Here is a 20,082-nt window from a genome sequence, read left to right as displayed (position 1 = left end):
TATAAGACAAACCGAATATAAATCCGCACCCCGGCCAGTTTGATGCTATCATGCCAGTGAACGACCTGCTACAGTTTGACTATGCCATAACTGTTTCCGGTCAGGAGGGCTTCCAATCATGCACTCGGATGACGCCCCGGCAAACGACAAAGCCCCAAAGTCACAAGGCATCATACATGCCGTTCGCGGCGCTGTTGTCGACGTGGTTTTTAACGATACTGACCTGCCGCCGATCAATTCTTCATTGATTGTGGAGTGGGATCTGCCAACACCCCTGATCCTCGAAGTTCATAGTCATCTTGACCTGACAACCCTGCGTGCGGTTGCCTTTCAATCGACGGCGGGGTTGGCGCGCGGTGTTACGGTTCATGCCACCGGCGGCGCTGTGACGGTGCCTGTTGGCAAGGCTGTTTTAGGGCGGCTTCTTGATGTCGTGGGGGACCCCAAAGACAACGGACCAGCATTGCCGGAAGATACCCCGCGTCGCCCCATTCATGCGCTTCCTCCGCTGTTGAAATCGCAGACACACACCACCGAAATGTTTGAAACCGGCATCAAGGTTATTGATTTACTGACCCCGATGGCGCAGGGCGGCAAGGCGGCAATGTTTGGCGGTGCCGGGGTGGGAAAAACGGTTCTGGTGATGGAACTGATCCGGGCCATGGTCGAAAAATATGAAGGCATTTCGGTTTTTGCCGGCATTGGCGAACGATCCCGCGAGGGTCATGAACTTTTGACCGAAATGCAGTCTTCTGGCGTTTTGGAGCGCACGGTGCTGGTCTATGGCCAAATGAACGAGCCGCCCGGTGCCCGGTGGCGCGCGCCGCTGACAGCCCTGACGATTTCGGAATATTTCCGCGATCAGAAACACCAAAATGTGTTGTTGCTGATGGATAATGTCTTTCGCTTTGTCCAGGCCGGGGCCGAGGTTTCAAGCCTGTTGGGTCGTTTGCCATCACGTGTTGGCTATCAACCCACCCTGGCAACCGAAGTCGCCGGGCTTCAGGAACGCATTGCCTCGGTTGCCGGTGCCGCTGTTACCGCCATTCAGGCTGTTTATGTCCCGGCAGACGATTTTACCGACCCGGCTGTAACCACCATTTCCAGCCATATGGATTGCGTTATTGTTTTGTCGCGCAGCCAGGCGGCAGAAGGTTTTTATCCTGCCATTGATCCCCTTGCCTCGTCTTCCATGTTGCTTGACCCGCTGGTCGTGGGTGACGCGCATTATGCCACGGCCGAAGCCGTCCGTCAGGCACTGGCCCGGTTCAAGGAACTGACCGATATTATCTCGTTGCTCGGGATCGAGGAACTCGGGGTTGCGGATCGGCAAATCGTCAAGCGTGCGCGGCGTTTGCAACGGTTTCTCAGCCAGCCCTTTATGGTGACGCAGGCCTTTACAGGCACACCGGGAACCAGTGTATCCCTTGCCGATACCCTTGCGGGCTGCCAGGCCATTTTGAACGGCGATGCCGACGATTGGGCAGAAAGCTCGCTTTATATGATTGGCACGCTGGAAGATGCACGGGCCAAGGAAGCAAAAGCAGCGGCGGCGGATAAGGCGGATACAGCGGCGACAAAAGATCATGAGGCCACATTATGAGGCTGACAATCATTACCCCCCTGTCGATTGTCGTCGATGAAGACATAGACAGCCTGCGCGCCGAAGATAAAAGCGGCAGTTTTGGTATTCTGCCTGGCCATGCCCCGTTTCTGACCGCCTTGACGATTTCGATTGTCAACTGGCGTGTATCGGGCAAAGACCGGTTTTGTGCCGTCCGCAACGGCGTAATGACCGTTGCCGGAAGAACAAAAATAGCCATCGCAACCCGCGAAGCCGTCACCGGGGATGACTTAACGACGCTGGATCAGGAAGTTTTGCAACGGTTTCAGTCCGAAGCCGACGACGAACGGGTCGAACATGTTGAGACAATGCGCCTGCAGATGCACGCCATTCGTCAAATGATCAGCCGACTTGGCCCGGGATCGCGCAAGGAATCCTTCCGATGACAGACGACAAGACCCCGTCACCGCCCCCGTCATCGGCAGAAGACGATCCGCTGGTGCGTGAAACCCGCCTGCGCCGGGATCGCCGGGCGCGCTGGCTCAGCGAAGGCGACATGTCTATCGGGCGGCGTCTGGCGCAAATCGGTGTGCTGGGCTGGATCATCGTTATACCAACCCTGGCGGGCCTGTATGCCGGTCACTGGATTGATGCGCGCAACGGCACAGGCGTTTTCTGGACCGGCGCGTTTTTGTTTGTCGGATTGGCAGTTGGCGGCTGGACCGCCTGGAAATGGATGAACACGCGATGATACATCCCGAAACATTGCCCATCATGGTACTGCTTCCTGCCTGTTTTATCGGCGGGGTCGTGCTCGGCATTCTCTATTTTCGCTGTATCCGCATAACGGCGGATCTGATTGTGACGGGGCAACGACCTGTGCTGGCGATGGCGTTGCTTGTGGCCAGGCTGGTTTTACTGGCAGGCGGTTTTTTGCTTGCCCTTCAAACGGGGGGCTTCGGGCTTGTTGCGACACTGGCGGGTGTTATCATTGGGCGCGAATGCGTGATCCGCCGTAAAGGGGGGGCACGCGCATGAAATCGCCGCTTGAATCGCTAACACTTTTTCATATCGGGCCGATACCCATTACACAGGCCGTTGTCACGACATGGGCCATCATGGGCATTCTGGTCATCGGCGCATTTTTACTAACCCGCAAGCTGGATCTGATTGCAACCCGGCGTCAGGCCATGCTTGAACTTCTGGTCGCCACCCTGGATAACCAGATCCACGAAACCAGCGGTGCCAAACCCGCACCCTATCGAAGTTTCATTGGCTCGTTATTCCTGTTTATCCTTGTTGCCAACTGGTCATCCCTGATCCCCGGCATTGAACCACCGACCGCACGACTTGAAACCGATGCCGCATTGGCCGTTCTTGTTTTTCTGTCTGTCATCTGGTTTGGCGTCAGAGGAACCGGAATCACAGGTTATTTACGGTCTTTTACCAAACCAAACCCGATCATGATCCCGCTGAACATGGTTGAAAGTGTCACACGGGCCTTTTCCATGTTTGTGCGTCTTTTTGGCAATGTCATGAGCGGGGTTTTTGTCATCGGCATCGTTGCATCCCTTGCCGGGCTTATTGTTCCTATCCCGCTTATGGCGCTTGATCTGCTAACCGGGCTGGTACAGGCTTATATCTTTGCGGTTCTGGCGATGGTGTTCATTACATCCGCCGTCGAGGATGGCGCACGTCACCCCACAGAAAACGCAAAGCCACCCCTTCCGTTAGAAAAAAAGGACATATGATGGATTACCTGAGCCTTGCAAGCATCGTGTCTGCGGCATTTGCCGTTGCCTTTGGCGCCATTGGCCCCGCACTTGCCGAAGGCAGGGCGGTTGCCGCCGCACTTGATGCCATTGCCCGCCAGCCGGAATCAGCCAACACCATTTCGCGCACCCTGTTTGTTGGCCTAGCGATGATCGAAACAACGGCAATCTATTGCCTGGTAATCGCCCTTTTGCTGCTGTTCGCCAATCCGTTGCTGGCATAACACGATGACTATTGACTGGTGGACCCTTGGACTGCAGGCAGCCAACCTTCTGATCCTGATGTGGCTATTGTCGCGTGTCTTCTGGCGCCCGGTTGCGGGTGCCATTGCCAAACGCAAAGAAACCGTGCAAGCCACGCTTGATGCGGCAAAAACAGCACAGGCCAAAGCCGACGCCGCCCTTGTTGAGGTGACAAAAACACGCAAAGGGATCGCTGCTGAACGCAATTCGATCCTCAATGCCGCCAAGGAAGAAGCTGACGCTGCCAGCAAGGCCATGTTGGCACAAGCGCAGGAAAAAATCGGAAAAAATACAGCGGCGGCACAGCTTGCCCTTGCTCGCGATACCGAAATTCTTCGCAAGAAAATGGCGACACAAGCCGCCGAACTTTCCATAGAAATTGCTGAAAAACTTTTAAAAAACCTGAACGCATCCACTGTTCAGACAGCATTTCTAGACGCGCTGGTAACGGGCGTTAAAAACATGCCGCCAAAAGACCGAACAACCCTGACCGACAGCACAGACGGTATCAATCTGGTAAGTGCGGCAGACCTGGAAGATGCGGATAAAGAAACAATCACGAAAGCCATCACCCGGGCACTTGGCACCAAACAGGATATCCGTTTCGCAACAGACCCCGATCTGATTGCCGGGCTGGAAATCCACACGCCACATTTCATCCTTCATAACAGTTGGCAATCCGATCTTGCCCGCATTCAAAGGGAGATGAAGGATGCCATCTGATGATACAGATTGGCGCGTTTCTGCGCGACGGGCCATTGACACAGCGACGATCGGTCCACAAGCCGAACATAAAGGCCGGGTTGAGGAAATTGGCGACGGGATCGCAATGATATCGGGTCTGCGGAATGTTCGTCTCGATGAAGTGTTGCGTTTTGAAAGGGGGCAAGTTGGCTTTGCACGGGTTCTTGACCCGGATCTGATCGGGTGCGTTTTGCTAGATACAGCAACGGCAGTTGAGGCGGGCGATGCGGTGTATGGCACGGGCGAGATTGTTCAGGTTCCGGTTGGCGAAGCCCTGCTGGGCCGGGTTGTCGATCCGCTGGGCCGACCACTGGATGGCAAAGGCGACATTACGACCGAGGCAAAACTGCCAATCGAGCGACCGGCACCGTCGATCATAGAACGCGATCTTGTCACCGAACCGGTACAAACCGGGCTGGTGGTGGTTGATACATTATTTGCCCTTGGGCGCGGGCAACGCGAATTGATTGTTGGCGATCATTCCACCGGTAAAACCACCCTGGCAATTGATGCCATCATTGCCCAGCGCGACAGCGACATGATTTGTATTTATGTCGCGGTTGGCCAAAAAACATCAAGCGTACGCCGTGCCATTGATGCCCTGCAATCTGAAGGGGCATTTGAAAAATGCATTGTCCTTGTGGCCGGATCGGCCAGTGCGCCGGGGTTACAATGGATTGCCCCTTATGCGGGGATGACGATGGCAGAATATTTTCGCGACAGGGGCCAACATGCGCTTATTGTCATTGATGACCTGTCAAAACACGCCGCAACCCATCGCGAAATTGCCCTGTTAACCCGCCAGTCCCCCGGCCGCGAGGCCTATCCCGGCGATGTTTTTTACATCCATGCCCGCCTTTTGGAACGTGCGGCCAAACTGTCAAAAGAACTGGGCGGGGGGTCGTTAACGGCCCTGCCGATTGCAGAAACAGACGCTGGCAACCTGTCGGCCTATATCCCGACCAATCTGATCTCGATCACTGATGGGCAAATTGTGCTTGATGCCGGGCTGTTTCACCAGGGTCAGAAACCCGCTGTCGATATTGGCCTGAGTGTCAGCCGGGTCGGTGGTAAAACACAAGCCCCGCTATTACGCGATGCTGCCGGAACGCTGCGGCTTGATTATGCCCAGTTTCTTGAGCTTGAGGTTTTCACCCGATTTGGCGGGATGCCGGAAGGCCGGGTCCGTCAGCAATTAACGCGCGGGGCACGAATACGCGAAATTCTGAAACAACCGCAACATACGCCATTTCGTCTGAGCGATGAAATTGCCCTGATGTTTGCCGTTCAATCGGGACTGCTTGATCCTTTACCGCCCCAAAAGGTTGCAGCGTTTCGCACCCGATTACCCGCAATGCTCGACAGGGACGCCGCCGATATTTTGGCGGTAATTGCAAAAACCGGCAAAATAGATGACGCCGCCCGCGCCGCATTGACCCGGGCGATGTCCGATCTTGTTGCGTTATTATCCGATACCCCAAACAGCAGTAACAATACCAGCGGGGGAAAGAAGCCATGACAGAACGTTTGGCCGATGTCAGCGCACGGATCGACGGCATCGAAAAACTTGGTGCGGTTGTAAACGCCATGAAAGGTATTGCCGCCGCTCGCGCCCATGTCGCACGAACACAGCTAGACGCTATTGATGGGTATGCCGATACAATCGCCGCCGCCATTGGCGACATTCTTACCGCCGATGATCGACCGCCAACGGTGAATAATCGGCCAAAAGGCCGCAAGGGATTGCTTGTATTTTGTGCCGAACAGGGCTTTGCCGGTGCGTTTAGTGAACGGGTTCTGGCCAGCATTACCGACGATCCGGCCAGAACAACACTATTTTTGGTGGGTACACGCGGGTTATCCATCGCCACAACACAGGGACGCGCCCCTTTCTGGAGCATTGCGATGCCATCGCATACACCGGGCATTCCAAAAATGGCAGATATGATTACCCGAACCATCTATCAAACTGTGGAAGAAGGCAGAATCGATAGCCTTGATGTCATTTATTCAGCTTGGCATTCGGGACATTCAAAAACCGTGCGACAAGCCCTTTTCCCAGTGGATTTGACAGAATTGTCTTCAAATGACCGTCCGGCACCGTTGATCCAACTCTCAAAAGCAGCCCTGATTGACAGTCTTAGTGCAGATTATTTCCATGCTTTGGTCTGCAAAGCATCCCTGCATGCCTTTGCTGCGGAAAACGAAGCGCGCCTGGAAGCCATGTCTTCAGCAGGCAGTCAGATCGAACACGAACTTGAAGTTTATCGGACGAAATTACACCGCGTTCGGCAAGAAGAAATTACTGCCGAAATTATCGAACTAAGCACCGGTATAGTATCCGCAACTCATAAGATAAAAATATGACTGCTGTTCATTTATCCTCAACTGGTCTATATTAACAAGCATGTGCTTTAATTACCCAGCCGGGAAGTACATTGGGATCGGTCAGTTTGGCTGAACCACACATCGCTGGTTTAGGATCTTGCTTTGGCACATGTTCCAACACCACTTGGCCTGGACCCGCAGTTCGATCAATTTCTGTATACACCCGTTGGCAATGATCAGGCAGGTACCAGCGTTACGGTCCTTTCGATGCTTGCAAGGCTTGGTCTTGACCCATGGCGCGAGGCATCAGACCTCGCTGCTCTTTCCAAAAGTTCCGCCTGGCAACGACTGGACACATTGATGGCACGTTTTACCGATGTTCCATCTTTAGTTGGCGACCGCGCCGACGTTACCACACGCCTTATCGCCTCTTTGCCGCGGGGTGCCTTGTATGACAGCAGCAAACAGTCTGGCAACCAGGCATCAAAAGCATTCGATACACGCATTTATTTTATTGTCGCAGCCGCAGTTGTTATTGTGCAAGTGGGTATCCTGTTATTCAGGGACTAAAATACCCGCCCTATCGCACCCCGTAAGATTGCGCGCGACATCCTGCTAAAAGGGTTGTTGATGGCAGATAAAGACGACTTATGGACACTGGAAAAGAAATTCTGGACGGAAGGTGCTGACGGCATCCACCATTTAACAGCAAAAGGTGCGCTTGCTGTCCTGCCCTACCCGGTCGGCATTCTGCTTGACGAAGCCATTTGGCAAGAAACTGCCGTGGCGCAACGATGGCGCACGGTCGTTTTCACCGAACCTGTATTAACTCAAAAAGGAGATGTCGCGGTTCTGGCCTATCACGTCTCGGCAGAACGGGCAGATGTGCCGATTTACGAAGCACTTTGCACATCCACCTATTTGCGGGATGAAGGCGAATGGTTTCGACTGGCCCATCAACAAACCCCGGCACCTGCAGAAGACTAGAACCCTCAGGAACCGGTAAAAATATACCTGCTTTTTGGTTTTCGATCACCCTCTGAATTGTAACGCAAAAAAGACGCTGGTTGTCGTTTGCGTCCTTGTTTCCACAAAACGGGAGATGACTCAAATGTCGTTATTAGGCACAATTCTTATCGTTCTCGTCGTTATATTCCTGCTTGGTGGCTTTAGTGGACGCTTTGGTGGTTATGGATATGGCTTCGGTCATACCAGCATTGGCTTGCTTGGCGTGATTCTTATCGTCATTGTGGCTTTGGTCCTTCTCGGACGGATATAAGCCCCAAATTTGCGTGCCCTCACCGCAAGTACCTAAAACCTGCGCTGTTGCCGCAGGTCTTAGTATGACCAGACAAGACTGCCATCCGCCTTTCTTCGAGAATTCAATTCCAGGAGCAGCCACGATGGATCGCCGCTTTAAAACCACACCAGCCGCCCAAAACGCCGCCCCACATTTAAAAGTCGTTCCTGCAACGCCCGCCACCCCCGCGACGGAACGCTCAGACATCCCCGATTTTTATCAATCGATAGACCAAAAGGCGCACGCCGCCGTTGCCAAGGCTACATCAGGGCTATCTCCGTCGGTTCTTGGGGAGGCCTGGATGGATTGGGCGGTACATTTGGCGATTTCACCGGGCAAACAATTACATCTTTTCGAAACGGCACTGAGCAATGCGCAGACCCTTTTCACCCAAGCCATATCCGGGGCGTCTGGCAAGGGTGAAGACGGCACAACCGCGCTATCGCCAGATAAACGTTTCGCCACCGACAAATGGCAACAATACCCGTTTAATGTTTGGGCAAAAGCCCATCAAATGAACTGGCAATGGTGGCAAGATGCCATGACCGACATTCATGGCGTTGCCAAGCCCCACGAAGACCTGATGGCATTTGTCGCTGGTCTGAGCGTTGATATGACGGCCCCGTCAAACTTTGCCCTGACCAACCCCGACGTTATTTCAGCCACACGGGAAGAAAACGGGAAAAATCTGGTTAACGGAATGAAAAATCTGGCCCGGGACATTGATCAAAAAATCCATGGGCATCATACAAAAAGTGCGGAAAATTTCGAGGTCGGTCGCAATCTGGCCACCACACCTGGCAAGGTCATTTTCCGTAACGACCTGATCGAACTTATTCAATATATTCCCGTTACGCAAACCGTTCATCCAGAGCCAATCCTGATTGTGCCTGCCTGGATCATGAAATACTACATTCTGGATCTGTCCCCGGAAAACTCGTTTGTCGGCTTTTTGTTAGCACAGGGTTTCACGGTCTTCATGGTGTCGTGGAAAAACCCCAATGCCGATGACCGCGACCTTGGGATGGACGATTACTACAAACTTGGCATCATGGATGCCATTGATGCCGCATTGGCAATTACAGGCGCGCCGAAACTCCATAGCGTTGGATATTGCCTTGGCGGCACGTTGCTCGCGATTGCGGCAGCTGCCATGGCCCGCGACAAGGATACGCGCCTGGCATCCGTAAGCCTTCTTGCCGCACAGGTCGATTTCACAGAAGCCGGGCCTTTACGCCTGTTTATCTCTGAATCCGAAGTTACCATGATCGAAGACATGATGGCCGAAACCGGGTATCTGTCATCCGATCAGATGGCAGGTGCTTTTGCCTTGCTGCGCGCCCGCGATCTGATCTGTGCCCCGGCCATCCGCAGTTATCTGCTTGGCAAAGAAGGCAACAACACCTTTGATCTGATGGCGTGGAACGCCGATGCCACCCGCATGCCCTATCGCATGCATTCGCAATATTTGCGCGAATTGTTCCTTAATAATGACCTGGCCGAGGGCCGATACCGGGTCGGAAAAAAAGCCGTTTCTGTCTCTGATATTCGGGTTCCCATTTTTGCGGTCGGCACAGAACAGGATCATGTGGCCCCGTGGCATTCGGTCTATAAGCTCCATCTGTTTGCCGACACCGACATGACCTTTGTCCTTGCCAGTGGGGGACATAATGCCGGGATCGTCTCGGAACCCGGCCACAAGAACCGCCATTTCCGAATTGCCGACACCGCATTTGATGCCCCTTTTTGCGCCCCTGACGAATGGCTGGAAAGCACAAAACCCACCGAAGGATCGTGGTGGACGGAATTTGCCAAATGGCTGGAAAACCATTCATCCAAACAGATTGCACCACCGCCGCTCGGCGCGCGTTCGGGCCAATATGCATCCCTATGTGACGCCCCTGGCACATATGTCATGCAGAAATGATCCGTCTTGAAAACAAACCAGCCCTGATTATTGGTGTTGCACACGCCCGTTCAATCGGGGCTGGTTAAAGACTCCGGCGCGACGGGTTATTTGTTGTTCCACTTGTTGTAACCAACGAAGAAGTCTTCATGGCACCCCCCGTATACCCGCCAAAACACAATCATAAATAGAAAAACAACTTGCAAACTTTCTGATATTTCATAAAATTACGCTAATTTAACAACTTTTGATATACGTCACAGATGCGGGACAGTTTTAACTGTAGCAGTAACTTGCGCCGTGACGCCTCAATGTTCCCCGAATTTGCTTCCACCACCCACTGGAAGACCCCCCATGTACAACACCCCCATGCCCCCTCACCTTGGGAAAAAATTTCCCGTTTTAATTGTTACTGGTACAAATGGTGCTGATAGCCCGCTGGCCAACCGAGCGCGGGAACTTATCGGTGATATTACTTTATCCGGCTTAACTGTGGACATTGTTCACAGCGACACCGAGGGTGCGGCATATATCGCCGCAACCCCGCAAATGAGCTGCGCGATATTGGGGCTGGATCATGAAACCGATAGCCTTAAACAGTTTGAAACACTGGTCCGCGCCATCCGGCGCCATGGCCGTCACCTGCCAATTTTTGTCGCGACATCGCGCATGGCCATTGGCCGCCTTCCCGTCGCACTCTTAAAGGAAACGGAAGGCTATATCTGGCTGTTTGAAGACTCGCCCGCCTTTATTGCCGGGCGCATTGTTGCCGCCGCACGCCGTTATCTGGACACTGTGCTACCGCCCTTTTTCGGGGCGCTGGCCAATTTTGCCAAGGTCCACGAATATTCGTGGCATACGCCGGGACATACCGGCGGAACGGCCTTTCGTAAAACAGCCGTGGGCAGTGCCTTTCTAAACTTTTACGGCGAAGAAATGCTGCGATCCGACCTTTCGGTTTCGGTAGGCGAATTGGGCTCTTTGAATGATCATTCAGGTGCCTTGAAAAAAGCAGAAGAATTCGCAGCCAAGACATTCGGGGCGGATTTCACGGTGTTTTCCGTTGGCGGCAGTTCGGCCAGCAATCAAATGGTTCTGCATGCCTTTGCCACCGATGGCGATGTGGTTCTGGTGGATCGCAACTGCCATAAATCGCTGAACTATGCCCTGAACATGACCGGTGCCGTTCCGGTTTATCTGATGCCGCGCCGCAACCCTCGTGGTGTTATCGGCCCTGTCCCGCGCGAAGAAATGACACCCGACGCAATTGCGGCCAAAATCAAAGCAAATCCGCTGATCAAAAAAGGCCGGGAAAAGCCCGTTCTGGCGGTTCTTACGAATTCCACCTATGACGGATTATGTTACAACATTACAACGACAACGCAACTTTTGGGTCAAAGCGTTGATCGCATTCATTATGACGAAGCATGGTATGGCTATGCCCGTTTTAATCCCATTTATGCCGGACGGTTCGGCATGCATGATGAACCGCACGAAACCTCGGACCCGACCGTAACCGCAACCCAATCAACCCACAAATTGCTGGCAGCCCTGTCACAGGCATCGATGGTTCATGTGCGTCAGGGGCGCAAGCCAATTGAGTTTGCCCTGTTTAACGAAGCCTTCATGATGCACACCTCCACCTCGCCACAATACAGCATCATGGCATCGACTGATATTTCCACAAAAATGATGCATGATGCCGGCCCGGCCCTAACGGACGAATGCATTCGCGAAGCCATTGATTTTCGTCAGGAAATTGGTCGTATTGGCCAGGAAATCCTTGGTAAGGACGGTAACGGCTGGTGGTTTGAAACCTGGCAGCCCCAACATGCGGGCGAGGCACCCTTTGATGAGGCCAACCCCGACATGCTTGCCACCGACCCCAAACTTTGGGCGCTGAATGCCAGCGATAATAAATGGCATGGCTTTGGCGATCTGGGAGCCGGGTATTGCATGCTTGACCCGATCAAGGTGACGCTGTTAACCCCCGGCATTGACACCGATGGCAACCTTCAGGAAACCGGCATTCCTGCTTCCATTGTATCGGCATTTCTTGATGCGCGCGGCATTGTGGTGGAAAAGACCGAGCCCTATTCCATTCTGGTCCTGTTTTCGATGGGCATCACCAAAGGCAAGTGGGGCTCGCTTGTCAGTGCATTGCTGGAATTCAAGGATGCTTATGACGCAAATACCCCGCTTGGCGATGTTATTCCCAGTCTGACCACAACATTCCCAGAACGTTATCAGGGCATCGGCCTTAAGGAATTTGCATCCGAAATGCATGGGTTTCTCGCAGAAACAGCGCTTCTTGATCATCTCGACGCGGCGTTTATGGAACTGCCTGCCGCCGCAATGACACCGCGTGATGCCTATAACCAAATGGTTCGCGGGGATGTTGAAAGACTTCCGGTTTCAAAACTGATGGACCGGGTTCTGGCCGTACAAATTGTGCCCTACCCGCCTGGCATTCCCGTTTTGATGCCCGGTGAAAAAATCACACGGGTTTCGAAGTCCATCCTCGACTATCTGTCGGCAATGGAAAAATTTGACGCCCGTTTCCCCGGTTTCGAACACGAAACACATGGGGTTGAAACAGACCGTGATGCCCGGGGCCTTCCGACCTATTACACATATGTCCTGAACAAGTCCGGTGCCTGATCGACCCGGAAATATCATTTCCTTACCATACAAATATAAGGGAAATGAGCATGATCAAGGGAGTTTTCCATGACTGACAAACCCGCTACGCAAAATGCAAACCCTGAATCCCGAAAGCTCGGTCTGGCAGGGCTGGCTGCTGTGGTTATCGGTTCAATGATCGGTGGCGGGCTTTTTAACCTGCCGCAGAACATGGCATCGGGTGCTGGCCTGATTGCCGTGGTTATTGCCTGGGTCGTCACCGGTATCGGCATGTATTTTCTGGCAAATTCATTTCGCATTCTTGCCGACGAAAAACCCGATCTCAATACCGGCATTTATGCCTATGCCCGGCACGGTTTTGGCAAATTTGTCGGCTTTGAAATGGCTTGGGGCTATTGGCTTTCGGCGGCATTTGGCAACGTCGCCTTTGCCGTACTTGTCATGCAAACCATGAACTATTTCTGGCCGGTTTTTGGCGATGGGCGGAACTGGCAATCTGTTCTCGGCGGATCGGTGCTGATCTGGTCGATGAATTTTCTGGTTTTGCGCGGTGTGCGGCAGGCAAGCTCGCTTAACCTTGTTGCAACCATTGCCAAAATCGTTCCGATTATCCTGATCCTGATTGTCACCGCCATCGCGGCACACTGGGACCAGTTCACCTTCGACGCCTGGGGTAAAGAACAGGGACTGGGCCCGATTGTTGATCAGGTTAAAAGTACCATGTTGGTTACATTATGGGTGTTCATCGGCATTGAAGGTGCCGTTGTCATATCGGGCCGGGCCCGTAAACCTGAAATGGTTGGCAGCGCCACACTTATCGGCCTGATCGCCAGCCTGACAATTTATGCCCTGATCTCGCTGTTACCTTTTGGCATCATGTCGCAAGAACAGTTAAGCGCCCTGCCTAACCCGTCAACCGCCTATATCCTTGACCAGATCATTGGGGGCTGGGGGGCTGTCGTTGTCAATCTGGGACTGCTGATTTCTGTTCTGGGTTGCTGGCTGGCCTGGACCATTCTGGTTGCCGAAGTGCCGTTTGCGGCCGCCTGTGATGGTGTTTTCCCCAAATCACTATCGTATGAAAACAAACAACACACGCCCGCCCCTGCATTATGGCTTTCAAGTATCGTTATGCAGGTCACAATATTTGTTGTCCTTTTTGCCAATGATGCCTGGATTTTCCTCATCAGCATTACTGGTGTGATGGTGTTGCCGCCCTATGTTGCCAGCACCCTTTATCTGTGCAAGCTGGCCTTCGCCCCGCAATTCAAGACAGCGGGCATTTCTTCGCGCAATGCGGCCATCACAACGGCAGTTTTAGGAACGGTTTATAGCCTGTGGCTTCTTTATGCTGCGGGTCCCAAATATTTCCTGATGTCGACGATTATTTATGCGCTGGGCATTCCGGTTTTTTGGTGGGCACGGCGCAGCTGGGAACCAAATGCACCGGTGTTTCATATCGTTGAAAAAGTCTTTGCCATTCTCATGACCCTGACCGCGATTGTCGCGATCTATCTGTTTGCCAGTGGCAATATCGGGCTTTGATAGCCAAACAGGATGCCGGGCGCGCCCAAATTTGGAGCGACCCGGCGTCATTCTATCACTGCCCCGCCCCGGCCCCCTTCCCTTGAAAGGCAGTCAAAATGAGTTTTTATGACCTGTTCAAATTTCTGGTTGTAGAACCCGAACGCCGCGATCATGACATACAGAATTCAGCCTTAAGCGAAATTCTGTCGGAAATCAAAAAACTGGGTCCCGATGTCGTTCGGACAGCCAGCATTAAGGAAGCAGAAATACAGCTTGCCCGGGATGTTAATTTTGGCTGCTTTCTGATCACCGGGCAAACTGCCAAAGAAATAACCCGGCTGAACAGCTTTCTCGACCAACTTGCCATCATGGGTTTGTCGCCACCGGTGTTTGTGCTGGCGTCGCAATTGGGAAAGTCCGAACTTGACCCTGGCCTGATCGAACGTGTGCGCGGTGTAATTTACCTTGAAGAAGACACCCCCGATTTCATCGCCAAGTTCGTTACCCGCCATTTCCACGACTACGCCAACCAGCACAAAACACCGTTTTTCGGCAAAGTACTGGACTATGCCGAGGCCGGTAACGAAGTCTGGACGTGCCCCGGACATGAAGGGGGCATGTTCTATCGTAAAAGCCCGGTGGGCCGGGTTTTCTTCGATTATATGGGCGAAGCCATTTTCCGCACGGATCTGGACAATTCAGTCGTCGAACTGGGCGACCTTTTGATCCATGAAGGCCCCGCCCTTGAAGCGCAAAAGCAGGCTGCCGAAATTTTCGGCGCTGACCGCACTTATTTTGTGCTGAACGGGACCTCCACCTCAAACAAAATTGCCACCGGTGCGTTGATCAGCCCCGGCGACCTTGTGCTGTTTGACCGCAACAATCATAAATCACAGCATCATGGTGCGTTGATGATGGCGGGTGGCATTCCGGTTTACATTCCAACTATTCGCAATTCATATGGCCTGATCGGGCCGATGGATATGGCGGCATTGGAAGAGGATGAACTGCGCCAGCGCCTCAAGGATCACCCGCTGGTTAAAGACCCCGATGCCTGGAAACGCGAACGCCCGTTCCGCCTGGCGATACTTGAAAATTGTTCCTATGACGGCACAATTTACGATGTTCGCCAGATCATCGAAAAAATTGGCAAGCTGTGTGATTATATTTTGTTTGATGAAGCCTGGGCCGGTTTCATGAAGTTCCACCCCCTGTTTAAAGACCATTTTGCCATGGGGCTGGAAAACCTTGGCGACGACGCCCCGGGCCTGATTGCAACACAATCGACCCATAAACAGCTGGCCGGTTTTTCGCAGGCATCGCAAATTCACATCAAAGACAACCATATTCAAAACCAGAAACGGCTGGTCGCACATCGGCGTTTCAACGAGGTATTTATGATGCACGCCTCGACGTCGCCGTTTTATCCGCTTTTTGCCTCGCTTGATGTGGGCGCACAAATGATGAAGGGGGCGAACGGCACCTATTTGTGGGATCAGGCCATTCGCACGGCAATCGAAATCCGCAAAAAAATCCGCTTTTACAAACGCCGTTACGAAGCCGATGGCGGATGGTTTTTTGACCCGTTCGTCCCGGACCAGATTTCAATATCGGACACCCCCGGCGAACAGCACGCCTGGGAAGATGTTGAAACGTCGGAACTGGCACGGAACCCGGCGGCATGGGCCTTGGCCCCCAACGCCAAATGGCACGGATTTGGCGACATGGACAACGGTCTTGCCATGACCGACCCCAACAAACTGACATTGTTAATGCCCGGTTTTGATCGCGAAACCGGCGACTTTGCCCCATTGGGCATTCCAGCACCCTTGCTGGCCCAGTTCCTGCGCGAACGCGGCATTGTTTGCGAAAAGAACGATATTTATTCCATTCTGTTTCTGGTCACCCCGGCCATTGAACGCAGCAAGGCAGGAACGCTGTTATCGGCGTTGTGTGAATTCAAAAAGCTGTTTGATGAAGATGCCCCACTGGCAAAAATGATGCCCGCCAAGGTCAAGGCCTACCCGGACAGATACGGCACGGTCAGCATCCAGATGCTGGCAAAGGAAATGCACGCTTTTTTCAAACAGCACAAACTACCGTCCCTGCAACGCAACCAGTTTGAATTAAGCCATTTTCCAGAACTGGCTTTGACCCCGCAAAAGGCACATGCCGCCCTTATTGCCAACGAGGTGGATTATATCCCGGTTTCCGAACTGGAAACCCGCATCGCAGCAACCCTGACTGTGGTTTATCCGCCGGGAATTGGCGTGATGGTTCCGGGGGAACGTTATTCAAAACATGCCCGCCCGCAACTGGATTATTTCAGGATGTTTGAGGAAAACGACAATCTTTTCCCCGGCTTCGAATACGAAATTCAGGGCATTTACAAAGAACACGATAACAAGGGCCGTGTGGTTTATCACACCTATGTGGTGCGTGAAGCCTAACCAAAACCAAACCCGAACAGGGATTAAAGACCTCTGTTTTCATCAGAAAGGCCGCGTAAAATGGCAAAATTTTCTGTTCAGTCCGAATGTGGCACCCTGCGCCAGGTCATCGTGCATCGCCCCGATCTGTCCCTGCGGCGTCTGACCCCGGCAAACTGCAAGGAACTGCTGTTTGATGATATTTTATGGGTCAAAAAGGCCCGTCAGGAACATCAGGCTTTTGCCGATGAAATGCAAAGCCGCGGAATCAAGGTCCACCTGGTTCAAGACCTGTTGTCAGACACAGTAGCGGACAAAGACGCCCGCGCATGGCTTTTGGACAAACGCCTGTCGGCAGCACATCTGGGTACGGTTCTGCGCGACGAAATGATGACATGGCTTGGAGAAATGGCGGCAGCTCAATTGGCGGAATATCTGATCGGTGGCATTGCCGTTGCCGAACTGCCATTTAAAAGTGCAAGCCTGCCCATCGCCCTGATGGAACCGCATGATTTTGTGTTGCCGCCCCTGCCCAACCAGCTTTTCACCCGCGATACCACTTGCTGGATTTATGGCGGTGTAACCCTTAATCCCATGCATTGGCCTGCACGTCGGCAGGAAACCACGAACATGGCGGCGATCTATCGGTTTCATCCCATGTTCCGCGATGCCGACTTTTCGATCTGGTGGGGCGAAAACAAACAGGCCCAGGCGGGATTGTCCCTTGAAGGGGGCGACGTTATGCCGATTGGTCACCGGACGGTTCTGATTGGCATGGGTGAACGTTCTACCCCGACGGCCGTTGAATCGCTTTCGCGCGAGCTGTTCCGCCAGGGTGCTGTCGAGCGCGTCATTGCGGCGGCCTTCCCGCGTGACCGGGCCTTCATGCATCTTGATACGGTATTTTCGTTCTGCGACCGCGACCTGGTCACGACATTCCCCAGCGTTGTTGATCGTATTAAGGCATTCTCTATTCGGCCCGGTGAGGCAGAAGGCACCATTGATGTACGTGCCGAAAAAACATCCTTTGTTGAAACCGTCGCCAGCGCGATTGACCTTAAAAAGCTGCGCGTTGTGCCCACCGGCGGTGATTCATATGAGGCCGAGCGCGAGCAATGGGATGATGGCAACAATGTTCTGGCCCTCGAACCCGGGGTCGTCGTTGCCTATGACCGCAATGTTTATACCAACACATTGCTGCGCAAAGCTGGCGTCGAGGTCATTACCCTCGAAGGGTCCGAGCTTGGCCGCGGACGCGGTGGCAGCCATTGCATGAGCTGCCCCATCGAACGTGACGCATGACAGTCTGATCAAGGAAAATGAAAATGGCTTTTAACCTCAAAGGTCGCAGTTTTGTTAAACTGCTTGATTTCACCCCGGCCGAAATTGGCTATCTGCTGCAATTATCAGCCGACCTGAAAGCCGCAAAACGGGCGGGCACCGAACAACCGCGCCTGACCGGCAAACACATCGTTTTGGTTTTTGAAAAAGATTCAACCCGCACCAGGTCCGGCTTTGAAGTGGCCGCCTATGACCAGGGCGCGCTTGTAACCTATATGGGGCCAACCGGGTCGCATATCGGGCATAAGGAAACGGTAAAAGATAGTGCGCGGGTTTTGGGCCGCATGTATGACGGCATCGAATATCGCGGTTACGCCCAAAGTTCGGTTGAAGAGCTGGTGCAATGGTCTGGTGTCCCGGTCTTTAATGGCCTGACCGATGAATTTCACCCCACACAGATTTTGGCCGATTTTCTGACCATGCGCGAACATTTTGAAGGCCCGCTCAATAGCGTGAAGTTCTGTTTCCTCGGCGATGCACGCAACAATATGGGCAATTCGCTGATGATTGGCGCTGCCAAAATGGGTATGGATGTGCGCTTGTGCGCCCCGAAATCTTGCTGGCCAACGCCAGAACTGGTTGAAACTGCCCGGCAAATTGCCCAACAAACCGGTGCCAAAATCACCGTTACCGATGACATTGATGAAGGTGTTGCCGGGTGTGATTTTGTTTATACCGATGTCTGGGTCTCGATGGGCGAGGATGACGCAGTTTGGGAAGATCGTATTCGTCTTTTAACCCCCTATCAGATCAATGACGCCCTTTTGAAACGCACCGGCAACCCGGCTGTCAAATTCATGCATTGCCTGCCCGCATTTCACAATGCCGATACCACCGCAGGCAAGGATATACAGGACAAATTTGGCATCAGTTGTATGGAAGTCACCGAGGAGGTTTTTGAATCTTCCGCCTCGATCGTGTTTGATCAGGCCGAAAACCGCCTGCACACCATCAAAGCCATTCTTGTGGCAACAATGGGGGCCTGAAAGCCATGCGGTTGGTCATTGCCCTGGGGGGTAACGCCTTGTTGCGCCGTGGTCAGAAAATGACCGTTGAAAACCAGCGGGAAAATATTCGCATGGTGGCATCGGGCATTGCCCGGCTGGCGGGCGAACATGAAATTATCCTTACCCACGGCAATGGCCCGCAAGTTGGGTTAATCGCCTTGCAAAACGCCATGTATCGCGCGGTGGAGGGCTATCCGATGGATGTGCTGGATGCCGAAAGTGAAGGCATGATTGGCTACCTTCTGGAAACGGAACTGCGTAACAACCTGCCGGTCGAACGCGATGTGGCAACGCTTTTAACAGAAGTGGAGGTAGGGTCTGACGACCCTGCCTTCGAACACCCGACCAAACCAATCGGCCCGCAATATTCCGATGACGAGGCCAGCGCATTACAGGCCAAATGGGGATGGTCGATGGTCGATGATGGCGGCAAAAAACGCCGTGTCGTCCCTTCGCCACGCCCAAAACGAATTTTGCAGCAACGTTCAATCGAAACCCTGTCGGCCAGCGGTACAATTGTTATCGCCGTGGGTGGCGGCGGCATTCCGGTTACCCTGGATCAAAATGGTAAATGGCTGGGTGTCGAAGCGGTCATCGACAAGGACCGCGCCTCGGCGGTTTTGGCCCGCGATGTCAATGCTGACGGGCTAATCCTGCTAACCGATGTTAACGCTGTTATGTTGAATTTCGGAACCCCACAACAACAATCGATCCGTCATGTGGAACCCGGCACTCTGAACCCGGTCGATTTCGCTGCCGGTTCGATGGGCCCTAAAATTGAGGCCGCGAACAGTTTTGCCGAAACAAAAAAGGGCTTTGCCGCGATTGGTGCCCTGAATGACCTTGAAAAAATCATTCGCAATGAAGCCGGAACACGGTTTTCTATTAAAGCCGATAAATCTGATGCTCTCTAAAACCGCCACGCCTGCATCTGTTCCTGCCGACCAATAAGCAAAAACAAAGGATAAATCGCCTGACAAGCGATACTTCGTCTTTAAGTCGATGAAATCGATAATTTTTCACTTGTCGATTGAACTTGGCGCGCCTATAAATTAGACAAATCAGAAATACCATCCGCTGCTGCCCGGTATGCGACTGTGCTAATCTGAATTTAACCCATCCGCAGATTTCCATGGGCTGTAAACGGGCTATAAAATGCAATCAGGCATCTGATCTTAGCTGTCTACGCCTTGACCACTCGTGATCTTGCCCTTCAACGTTCTTTTAGTACCGCCCACCCGACCCCGAAATCAGCCAATCGGTCATCGTTACCGAACC

The 20,082-nt window shown here is 53.1% G+C and carries 19 protein-coding genes; all 19 read left to right on the top strand.

Annotation, left to right across the window (positions count from 1 at the left end; all coding sequences use genetic code 11):
* The first annotated feature begins 118 nt into the window (after positions 1-118).
* Positions 119-1,603 (top strand): F0F1 ATP synthase subunit beta, encoded by a 1,485-nt coding sequence (gene atpD, locus AAC086_RS02460; protein ID WP_339774862.1) that lies wholly within the window; start codon positions 119-121, stop codon positions 1,601-1,603.
* Positions 1,600-2,010 carry a F0F1 ATP synthase subunit epsilon gene (locus AAC086_RS02455; protein ID WP_339774859.1) on the top strand — a complete coding sequence of 137 codons (411 nt, stop codon included), beginning with the start codon at positions 1,600-1,602 and terminating at the stop codon, positions 2,008-2,010. The genes atpD and AAC086_RS02455 overlap by 4 nt, the downstream gene beginning before the upstream one ends.
* Positions 2,007-2,315: an AtpZ/AtpI family protein gene (locus AAC086_RS02450; protein WP_339774856.1), complete on the top strand. Its 309-nt coding sequence runs from the start codon at positions 2,007-2,009 to the stop codon at positions 2,313-2,315. Before AAC086_RS02455 ends, AAC086_RS02450 begins: the two co-directional genes overlap by 4 nt.
* Positions 2,312-2,602, top strand: coding sequence for an ATP synthase subunit I (locus AAC086_RS02445; protein ID WP_339774854.1), 291 nt, complete (start codon positions 2,312-2,314; stop codon positions 2,600-2,602). Before AAC086_RS02450 ends, AAC086_RS02445 begins: the two co-directional genes overlap by 4 nt.
* Positions 2,599-3,315, top strand: coding sequence for a F0F1 ATP synthase subunit A (locus AAC086_RS02440; RefSeq protein ID WP_339774851.1), 717 nt, complete (start codon positions 2,599-2,601; stop codon positions 3,313-3,315). The genes AAC086_RS02445 and AAC086_RS02440 overlap by 4 nt, the downstream gene beginning before the upstream one ends.
* On the top strand, positions 3,312-3,560 hold the full coding sequence (locus tag AAC086_RS02435) for a F0F1 ATP synthase subunit C (protein WP_339774850.1): 249 nt from the start codon (positions 3,312-3,314) through the stop codon (positions 3,558-3,560). Before AAC086_RS02440 ends, AAC086_RS02435 begins: the two co-directional genes overlap by 4 nt.
* A 4-nt stretch (positions 3,561-3,564) precedes the next feature.
* On the top strand, positions 3,565-4,302 hold the full coding sequence (locus AAC086_RS02430) for a F0F1 ATP synthase subunit delta (protein WP_339774847.1): 738 nt from the start codon (positions 3,565-3,567) through the stop codon (positions 4,300-4,302).
* Entirely contained in the window at positions 4,292-5,842 is a 1,551-nt protein-coding gene (locus tag AAC086_RS02425) for a F0F1 ATP synthase subunit alpha (protein WP_339774844.1), read from the top strand. The genes AAC086_RS02430 and AAC086_RS02425 overlap by 11 nt, the downstream gene beginning before the upstream one ends.
* Positions 5,839-6,690, top strand: coding sequence for a F0F1 ATP synthase subunit gamma (locus tag AAC086_RS02420; RefSeq protein ID WP_339774842.1), 852 nt, complete (start codon positions 5,839-5,841; stop codon positions 6,688-6,690). The genes AAC086_RS02425 and AAC086_RS02420 overlap by 4 nt, the downstream gene beginning before the upstream one ends.
* A gap of 123 nt (positions 6,691-6,813) precedes the next feature.
* Positions 6,814-7,221: a hypothetical protein gene (locus AAC086_RS02415; protein WP_339774839.1), complete on the top strand. Its 408-nt coding sequence runs from the start codon at positions 6,814-6,816 to the stop codon at positions 7,219-7,221.
* Positions 7,222-7,281: 60 nt separating this feature from the next.
* Positions 7,282-7,638: a hypothetical protein gene (locus AAC086_RS02410; protein ID WP_339774838.1), complete on the top strand. Its 357-nt coding sequence runs from the start codon at positions 7,282-7,284 to the stop codon at positions 7,636-7,638.
* Positions 7,639-7,762: 124 nt separating this feature from the next.
* A complete protein-coding gene (locus AAC086_RS02405) occupies positions 7,763-7,930 on the top strand; it encodes a DUF3309 family protein (RefSeq protein WP_339774836.1) in 168 nt (55 codons plus the stop codon).
* Positions 7,931-8,054: 124 nt separating this feature from the next.
* Complete coding sequence (locus AAC086_RS02400; RefSeq protein ID WP_339774834.1) at positions 8,055-9,878, top strand: alpha/beta fold hydrolase; 1,824 nt, start codon at positions 8,055-8,057, stop codon at positions 9,876-9,878.
* A gap of 333 nt (positions 9,879-10,211) precedes the next feature.
* Entirely contained in the window at positions 10,212-12,518 is a 2,307-nt protein-coding gene (locus tag AAC086_RS02395) for an Orn/Lys/Arg decarboxylase N-terminal domain-containing protein (RefSeq protein WP_339774832.1), read from the top strand.
* Between the two features lie 69 nt (positions 12,519-12,587).
* A complete protein-coding gene (locus AAC086_RS02390) occupies positions 12,588-14,045 on the top strand; it encodes an amino acid permease (protein ID WP_339774829.1) in 1,458 nt (485 codons plus the stop codon).
* 98 nt (positions 14,046-14,143) lie between these two features.
* On the top strand, positions 14,144-16,477 hold the full coding sequence (locus AAC086_RS02385) for an Orn/Lys/Arg decarboxylase N-terminal domain-containing protein (protein WP_339774826.1): 2,334 nt from the start codon (positions 14,144-14,146) through the stop codon (positions 16,475-16,477).
* A gap of 60 nt (positions 16,478-16,537) precedes the next feature.
* Positions 16,538-17,758, top strand: a complete 1,221-nt coding sequence (gene arcA / locus AAC086_RS02380) for an arginine deiminase (protein ID WP_339774825.1) — start codon at positions 16,538-16,540, stop codon at positions 17,756-17,758.
* A gap of 23 nt (positions 17,759-17,781) precedes the next feature.
* The gene (argF, locus tag AAC086_RS02375) at positions 17,782-18,783 is read left to right on the top strand and encodes an ornithine carbamoyltransferase (RefSeq protein ID WP_339774823.1); all 1,002 of its coding nucleotides are present in this window, start codon (positions 17,782-17,784) and stop codon (positions 18,781-18,783) included.
* A 5-nt stretch (positions 18,784-18,788) separates the two neighbouring features.
* The gene (arcC, locus tag AAC086_RS02370; RefSeq protein WP_339774821.1) at positions 18,789-19,718 is read left to right on the top strand and encodes a carbamate kinase; all 930 of its coding nucleotides are present in this window, start codon (positions 18,789-18,791) and stop codon (positions 19,716-19,718) included.
* Positions 19,719-20,082: the final 364 nt, after the last annotated feature.

The sequence above is a fragment of the uncultured Thalassospira sp. genome (genome assembly GCF_963976115.1).
Taxonomy (GTDB): domain Bacteria; phylum Pseudomonadota; class Alphaproteobacteria; order Rhodospirillales; family Thalassospiraceae; genus Thalassospira.
Note: the sequence above shows the minus strand (reverse complement) of the source record. Positions and strands in the feature narration are given on the sequence as shown.